The sequence below is a fragment of the Microcystis sp. M49636_WE2 genome (genome assembly GCF_030065375.1).
Classification (GTDB): Bacteria; Cyanobacteriota; Cyanobacteriia; order Cyanobacteriales; family Microcystaceae; genus Microcystis; species Microcystis aeruginosa_C.
The window spans coordinates 1-8,261 of the sequence record NZ_JASJFG010000068.1 but is presented as its reverse complement, the minus strand read 5'-3'; the positions used below and the strand labels follow the sequence as shown (position 1 = coordinate 8,261).

Genomic DNA, 8,261 nt, shown 5'->3' with positions numbered 1-8,261 from the left:
GTTTAACGGAACCGCAAGCAGAAGCTTTGGCACAGGAAGAAGGGTATAAGGTTGCTTCTGTCAAGACCTATTTTAAGGGAAATTCCAAAGCTTTAGCGGAAGGAGAAACGGAAGGCATCGCTAAAGTCGTTTATCGTCAGGATACGGGGGAATTACTCGGTGTTCATATTATCGGTATCCACGCATCGGATTTAATTCAAGAAGCGGCCAATGCGATCGCTGAACGTAAATCTGTCCATGAACTCGCTTTCCGCATCCACACCCATCCAACTCTCTCAGAAGTCCTCGACGAAGCTTATAAACGAGCAGAAGTAGCAGCATAGAGTCAGTTATCAGTTATCAGTGATCAGTTATCACCGTTAAGTTTCCGACTCCTGAATTCTGACTCCTTTCTCTTTTTTTACTTTTTACTTTAAAGATTATGTTTGGATTAGGTTGGCCAGAAATAGTAATTATTGCTGTCGTTGTTCTCCTGATATTTGGACCGAAAAAAATACCCGAATTTGGGGCAGCTTTGGGGAAAACTTTACGGGGATTTAAGGAAGAAATCAATCAAGATGAGCAAGAAATTGAAGACAGTGACGAGAAAATGAGATAGATTTCGGCTCTCAGGGCGAATGCAATTCGCCCCTACAATAATATTATTGCGCCAATGGTAGGGGCGCACCGCGTGCGCCCAAAAATTGAGATGCCCCCCCTAATTTGTTAAGCTAAAGGTTTTGATGTACTTAGTTTCTAACCTTCTTTTTAGGTAGGAGAATTGCCAGATTCTTTCTTGGAGCCTCTTGCCCTCAGAAGCTGTTTACTGTTTACTGATCACTGTTCACTAAATATCTGCTTCTCCCCCCACCACCACATCGCGGATACGGAGACTGGGGCCACCGCAGCCGACGGGTAAACCACTTTGACCCCCTTTTCCGCAGCCTCCCGACTCATCCCAGTAGAAATCATCCCCAATTGCCTCAATATTGGCTAGGGTTTTAAAGACATTACCGGAGAGAGTCACATCCTTAACCGGTTCAGCAATTTCTCCGTCGCGAATCATCCAAGCTTCCCCGGCGCTAAAAGTGAACATTTCGCCGTTAGTCATGCCTCCCTGCCAATTTTGGGCATAAACTCCCGTTTTTATCCCCGAAAATAACTCTTTAACGGGAGTGGTTCCCCGTTCAATCCAAGTGTTGGTCATGCGGACAATGGGCGGATAATGATAATTGAGACAACGGGCGTTACCGGTCGGTTTTTCGCCTAATTTGCCCGCCGTTTCCCGCGAATGCAGTCTTCCCACCAAAACCCCATCTTTAATTAACTGAGTCGTCGTTGCGGGGGTTCCCTCATCGTCATAAAAATAACTGCCCCGATGACCTTCTGGACTGGCCCCGTCAAAGATTTGCAGGTTATCCGGTCCGAAACGTTTGCCCATACTCATCACTTCCAAAAGGTCGGGATTTTCGTATAACATATCTGCCTCGGAAAGGTGGCCAAAAGCCTCATGGACGAACAAACCGGTTAAAATGGGATCGATGACGACGGTGTAGGTATCGCCCTTGACAGGGGGCAAAACTAGGGCTTGTAGGGCCCGTTTAGCCGACCCCTGCACCTGTTCCTCTAAATTGACCAGATCCTCGAAAGCTTTTCGGGATCCCGTGGTTTCCCGGCCCGTTTGTACGCTGTCCCCATCCCTAGCGGTGGCCGAAAAACGCATTTCTACGTCTGACCATTTTTGTTCGATTAAAGTCCCGTCAGAAGTGCCTAAAAGAATATGTTGACTGCTATCGCTGTAACGGACGGAAGTGGTGGCAATACTGGCATGATGTTGACGCAGTAAGTTATTATAGCGATCGCAGAGGGCTTTTTTATCGGCTAATGGTACTAAACGGGGATCTGTTCCCGTTAAAGGCAATTCACAGGAGATAATTACAGGTTCTACTGGAGCAATCAGGGTTTCTTCTTCCCCAATTAAACGGGCAGCAGCGATCGCATCTTCTAATCGTTCCTGTAAACTGGATAATTGATTAAAGCTGGCAAATCCCCAACCTCCTTTATAACAAGCGCGTACCTGACCACCGATAGCAATACCTTCGCTGAGGGTTTCCACTCGTTCGGAACGTAGTAGAATATTTGTCCCCCGCGCTTCTTCCAGACGAATTGTCAGGAAATCGACGCGGTTTTTATAACGGTTAATCAGTTCACTAATTAGGTTTTTATAATCGTTTAGAGTATCGGTCATAGGAATTATGAATTATGAATTATGAATTATGAATTGGGAAGTGGGGTGATGGGGTAGTGGGGTAGTGGGGAGATGGGGTGTGGGGTGTGGGGGAATTATGAATTATGAATTATGAATTGGGGAGCAGGGAGTGGGGTGTGGGGAGAATAAATAAAAATAATCTCCTGTCTCCTGACTACTGATAACTGATAACTGATAACTGACTACTGATAACTGACTACTGATAACTGATAACTGATAACTGATAACTGATAACTGAAATTAGGCGAGATAATCCTGTAAAGCTTTCACCTCTAAAGGTTGGGATTGCAGGGATTTTAAGGCCGCTACTGTCGCTTTTGCCCCGGCGATAGTGGTGATAATTGGTAACTTATAATCGAGGGCAGTGCGGCGAATTTGTCGGCCATCATTTTGGGATTCTTCACCACTGGGAGTATTGACAATAAACTGAATCCAGTCATTTTTGATCCAATCGATAACGTGGGGGCGGCCTTCGTGAATCTTTAGCACTAAATCGATATTTTCGCAACCGTTTTCTAACAAAACTTCACGAGTTCCCGAAGTGGCGACGACGCGAAAACCGAGGGATTGCAGATCCTTAACCACGGGGACCATGGGGGTTTTATCGCGATTGTTCATCGAGACAAAAACCGTCCCACTGGTGGCTAAAATCACGCCGGCGGCCATTTCCGCTTTAGCGAAAGCTTTGCCAAAATCGCTGTCAATCCCCATTACTTCCCCTGTAGAACGCATTTCTGGCCCCAGGAGAGTATCGGCGCCGGGGAACTTCTGGAAGGGTAAAACCGCTTCTTTTACGGCAATATGACGGGGAATTGCTTCGCTGATGATCCCCAATTCTGCTAGGGTTTTGCCCGACATGACGAGGGAGGCAACTTTTGCTAAAGGAACTCCCGTTGCTTTGGAAACGTAGGGAACAGTACGACTAGCGCGGGGATTCGCTTCTAAGATATAAACTGTCTCCCCCTGTACCGCATACTGGATATTCATCAAACCGATTACTTTTAAAGCTTTCGCTAGTTCCACCGTCCATTGTCGAATTGTGGTTAAAACCGGGGCGCTCAGGGACGTATGGGGGATAGAACAGGCAGAATCGCCCGAATGTACGCCCGCTTGTTCGATATGTTCCATTAATCCCCCGATAACTACTGTTCCCGTGGCATCTGACAGGGCATCCACATCCACTTCGATGGCATTTTCGAGGAATTTATCGATTAAAATCGGGTGATCCGGTTCTATCTGTACCGCATACTTCATATAGCGTTCCAATTCGCTATCGGAATAGACGATTTCCATCGCCCGACCGCCTAAAACGTAGGATGGACGTACTACCACAGGATAACCGATGCGTTTAGCCACTGCTTGGGATTCTTGGAAACTGCGAGCAATACCGTTGGGGGGTTGCCGTATATCTAATTGTCGGAGGATTTTTTCAAAACGTTCCCGGTCTTCGGCAGCATCGATCGAATCGGGTGAAGTTCCCCAAATTTTGGTATTTACGGGACAATTAGGCGATTCTAAATATTTTTGCAGGGGAACCGCCAGTTTTAAGGGAGTTTGCCCACCGAATTGAATAATTAAACCCTCTGGTTGTTCCGCTTCGATGATATTTAAGACATCCTCTTTGGTCAGGGGTTCAAAGTAAAGGCGATCGCTGGTATCGTAATCGGTGGAGACGGTTTCTGGATTAGAGTTGACCATAATCGTCTCAAAACCGGCGTTACTGAGGGAAAAAGCGGCATGACAACAACAGTAGTCAAATTCTATCCCTTGGCCGATGCGATTGGGACCACCACCAAGGATCATCACTTTGCGTTTATCGGAGGGTAAGACTTCCGATTCTACCCGTTCGTAGGTGGAATAATAGTAGGGTGTTAGGGCCTCAAATTCCGCCGCGCAGGTGTCCACCATTTTATAAACGGGAACAATACCTAAACCCTTGCGATAACTTCTCACTTCGTCCTCGCTGCTGTTGGTGGCGAAGGCGATTTGGCGATCGCTAAAACCCTGTTGTTTAATGGCGAATAGGTCCTCTTGGCTGAGACTTTTCAGGGGAGTTCGTTTGAGAAACTTCTCGGTTTCCATCAAATCGGCCAATTTATCGAGGAACCAGGGATCAATCCCGGTTAGTTCGTGGATTTCCTCCCCATTCATGCCCAATTTAAAAGCATGATAGATACTATAAACTCGTTCGGGGTTAGGTGTCCGCAAACTGGCCCGGACTTCCGAGAGGGGGGGGAGAGTTTCGACTTTATCGCAACCAAAGCCAAAACGGCCCGTTTCTAGGGAGCGAAGTGCTTTTTGGAAGGATTCTTGGAAAGTTCGACCGATAGCCATGGCTTCCCCGACGGATTTCATCTGGGTGGTTAGAATCGGTTGGGAGCCGGGGAATTTCTCGAAGGCAAAGCGAGGAATTTTGGTGACGACGTAATCGATAGTCGGTTCAAAGGAAGCTGGGGTTTTTTTGGTGATATCGTTGGGAATTTCGTCTAAAGTGTAGCCTACTGCTAGTTTAGCGGCAAATTTAGCGATCGGGAATCCCGTGGCTTTCGATGCTAGGGCCGAAGAACGCGATACCCGGGGATTCATCTCGATCACGATTACGTCGCCGTTAGTGGGATTAACGGAGAATTGGATGTTCGATCCGCCAGTTTCTACGCCAATTTCCCGAATAATTGCCTTAGAATAGTCCCGGAGGCGTTGGTATTCTTTATCGGTTAGGGTTTGGGCGGGCGCAACCGTAATCGAGTCGCCGGTATGGACCCCCATAGCGTCAAAGTTTTCGATCGAACAGATGATCACCACGTTATCGGCTAGATCGCGCATAACCTCTAATTCGTATTCTTTCCAGCCAATTAGAGATTTTTCGACGAGAATTTGCGATGTAGGCGAACAATCTAGCCCATACTGGGCCATCGGTTCAAATTCTTCTTGGTTATAGGCAATACCGCCCCCCGTTCCCCCTAAAGTGAAGGCCGGCCGGATAATGAGAGGATAGGAACCGATCTGATGACCGATCGCTTTTGCTTCTTCTAAATTGTTGGCAATCCCCGAAGGACAGACGGGAACACCGATTTTCTCCATTGCTTTTTTGAATAGTTCCCTATCTTCGGCTTTTTCAATAGCGGGGAGTTTTGCCCCGATCAGTTCCACGTTATATTTTTCTAAAACGCCGCTTTTGGCCAAAGCTACGGCGGTATTGAGGGCAGTTTGACCGCCCATAGTCGGTAGAATCGCATCAGGGCGTTCTTTGGCGATAATTTTCTCGACAATTTCTGGCAGAATTGGTTCAATGTAGGTGCGATCGGCCATTTCTGGATCGGTCATGATCGAGGCGGGGTTAGAATTGACTAAAATTACCTCATAACCTTCTTCTCGTAGGGCTTTACAGGCTTGAGTTCCCGAATAGTCGAATTCACAGGCTTGTCCGATGACAATCGGGCCAGCGCCCAAGATTAGGATTTTCTGTAAGTCATCACGGCGTGGCATAGGCTTAGGGTTGCTTGACTATAAACCCCAATCATTGTATATGTTGTCACCCCTCTATTCCCTAAAGCTTTATTTAGGTTTAATGACCTTATTTGTTTGAGGAGGCAGCTTTTTTCTTCCCACTTCCCCACTCCCTAACTCCCCCATCACCCCACTTCCGACTCCCCAATTCATAATTCCCACTGATAACTGATCACTGTTTACTGATCACTGATATCGCGTACAATGATAAGATTGTTTTCAAAGATACAATAGGCGTTTGTCTTCGCTAGAGAGTTTATGAAAGTTGGCGATCGAGTTCGTATAATTGATTCCGTGGTGGTTTATCACCATCCTGAACACAAATCAGAGCCTTTTGACGTGAAAGGACTAGAGGGACAGGTGAAAGCGTTTGTCACCGAATGGCGTGGCAGACCGGTTAGCGCCAATCTACCTGTCCTCGTCGAGTTCAGTAAAAAGTTTAAAGCCCATTTTCGAGATTTTGAAGTAGAAATCGTGGAAAAAGCCGGAGAATAGGGACTTTTTCGCTTATTTAAGCTACAAAGCGAATAAATTTATTTTTGCCCACCTGTAGGACTTTTCCGGCTAAAGCTTCGGCTGTCTCAAAACTTTTGTCCACATCGGTGATTTTCTCACTATCGATTCTGACTCCACCCCCCTGAATCTGTCTTCTCCCCTCGCCGCTACTTTTACATAAGCCGGTGGCCGAGAGAAGATAGAATAATTTCAGGGGAAAAGTGACCGCCGCGAGGGAAAATTCGGGTACAGAAGCCGCAGCTGCCGTATTTCCCTGTAGAACTATATCTTGCGCCGTTTTTTGTGCTTTTAATGCCTCCTCTTCTCCGTGAAACTGGGCAACTACCTCGATCGCCAGTTGTTTTTGTGCCTCTCGCGGATTGCTTGGCATAGCATCTAAGGGCAAGTTTGTCAATAGTTCGTAATAATCTTTTAACAAAACGTCGGGGGTTTTTTCCAGTTTCGAGTACATGGACAGGGCCGATTCCCGCAATCCCACATAATTATTCAGGGATTTGGACATTTTTTGACTGCCATCGGTTCCGATTAAAATCGGTAAAAGTAGCCCGAATTGCGGTTTTTTGCCGAAATATTTCTGTAAATCACGACCGACGGCAATATTAAATTTTTGATCGGTTCCTCCCAATTCCACATCGGCCTCGACAGCTACGGAATCATAACCCTGCATTAAGGGATAGAGAAATTCATGGAGAAAAATCGGGTTTTCCTTGTCGTAGCGTTCGGAAAAGCCTTCTTTTGCCAACATTTGCCCGACGGTCATGGTGGAGAGGAGTTCGAGAATTTGCGATAGGTCTAATTTCCCCAACCATTCCGAGTTATAGCGAATTTCTAGGCGATTAGGGGTGTTAAAATCTAAAATTGGGCGTAATTGTGCCAGATAATTCTCGGCATTGGCTCTCACTTCTTCGCTCGTCAATTGTTTTCTAACTTCCGATTTTCCCGTCGGATCGCCGATTCTAGCGGTAAAATCACCAATAATCACCACTGCTACATGACCGGCATCCTGGAAAGCACGCAGTTTCCGAAAAGGGATACTATGACCTAGGTGAATATCGCTGCCGGTGGGGTCAATACCTAGTTTAATTCTTAAAGGGCGATCGGTAGTTTGCAGTAGTTGGGTTAAATTTTCCCTAGGATCTGGGGAGTCGGGTTGATGGGGGAATAAATCACTGGTTCCACGGGTTAACCAGTCTAGGGAGGAAGATACGGTCATTGTTGCTCATTTTCCACAGCCTTCCTATTATAGTTTTTTATTATGTCAAGTAACAAGCAAAAGGTAAATAAACCGGCATCTTCAGTAAAAGTCGATAACACCTTGACAATTCTCCCGATCGAATATAGAGTCTTAAAATCTTCTTTTTCAGAATTATCAAAAATTTTTCTGTCTTGAATTGAGATCAGATAAGCCAATGAATCCTAGTTTTAATAACTCTATCCCCGTGAAGAGGATCAAAGTTTCCGTAATTGTCTCTACCTATAAATCAGCGGAGTTTATCTGGGGTTGTCTAGAGGATTTAGTTACTCAAACTCTTTATGAAAAGGGAGAAGTAGAAATTATTATTATTGATAGTGCTTCTCCAGAGAATGAAGGGGAGATTATCCAAGAGTTTCAAGAAAATTATCCTAATATTATTTACCAGAGAACTCAAGAACGAGAAACCTTGTACTGCGCTTGGAATCGCGCTATTAAACTAGCTAGGGGTCTTTATCTCACCAATGGGAATACTGATGATCGTCGCTGTTTCAATGCTCTGGAAATTATGGCTAATTATCTAGATAATAATAGAGAGATTAGTTTAGTTTATGCCGATCAATTAATTACCACCATCAAAAATGATACTTTTGCCAACACCCCAGCTTTAAAACATTGGAATTGGCCAAATTACTCCTATCAACAGATGCGTCAAGGTTGTTGTGTGGGTTCTCAACCAATGTGGCGAAAAATGCTGCACGATAAATATGGTTATTTTCAGGAAAATTTTCGCTGTGC

Annotated in this window: 7 protein-coding genes; 4 read left to right on the top strand and 3 right to left on the bottom strand. The window is 45.6% G+C overall.

The window, feature by feature from the left end; all coding sequences use genetic code 11:
- Nucleotides 1-323: oxidoreductase dimerization domain-containing protein (locus tag PX484_RS01570; protein WP_502882688.1), on the top strand; the 323-nt coding region annotated here is incomplete at its 5' end.
- A gap of 98 nt (nt 324-421) precedes the next feature.
- Nucleotides 422-598: a twin-arginine translocase TatA/TatE family subunit gene (gene tatA / locus PX484_RS01565; RefSeq protein ID WP_002733416.1), complete on the top strand. Its 177-nt coding sequence runs from the start codon at nt 422-424 to the stop codon at nt 596-598.
- Between the two features lie 228 nt (nt 599-826).
- Here the strand turns inward: tatA and PX484_RS01560 are convergent, their stop codons facing one another.
- On the bottom strand, nt 827-2,227 hold the full coding sequence (locus PX484_RS01560) for a TldD/PmbA family protein (RefSeq protein ID WP_288102712.1): 1,401 nt from the start codon (nt 2,225-2,227) through the stop codon (nt 827-829).
- 261 nt (nt 2,228-2,488) lie between these two features.
- A complete protein-coding gene (gene carB, locus PX484_RS01555) occupies nt 2,489-5,734 on the bottom strand; it encodes a carbamoyl-phosphate synthase large subunit (protein WP_287766985.1) in 3,246 nt (1,081 codons plus the stop codon).
- 279 nt (nt 5,735-6,013) lie between these two features.
- Between carB and PX484_RS01550 the strand changes: the two genes are divergently transcribed.
- Nucleotides 6,014-6,250 carry a ferredoxin-thioredoxin reductase variable chain gene (locus PX484_RS01550; RefSeq protein WP_002803429.1) on the top strand — a complete coding sequence of 79 codons (237 nt, stop codon included), beginning with the start codon at nt 6,014-6,016 and terminating at the stop codon, nt 6,248-6,250.
- Between the two features lie 16 nt (nt 6,251-6,266).
- Here the strand turns inward: PX484_RS01550 and tyrS are convergent, their stop codons facing one another.
- Nucleotides 6,267-7,484 (bottom strand): tyrosine--tRNA ligase, encoded by a 1,218-nt coding sequence (gene tyrS, locus PX484_RS01545; protein ID WP_287766986.1) that lies wholly within the window; start codon nt 7,482-7,484, stop codon nt 6,267-6,269.
- A 196-nt stretch (nt 7,485-7,680) separates the two neighbouring features.
- Here tyrS and PX484_RS01540 point away from each other — a divergent pair.
- Nucleotides 7,681-8,261 (top strand): glycosyltransferase family 2 protein (locus PX484_RS01540; RefSeq protein WP_288102711.1); only part of this gene is annotated, 581 nt, incomplete at its 3' end.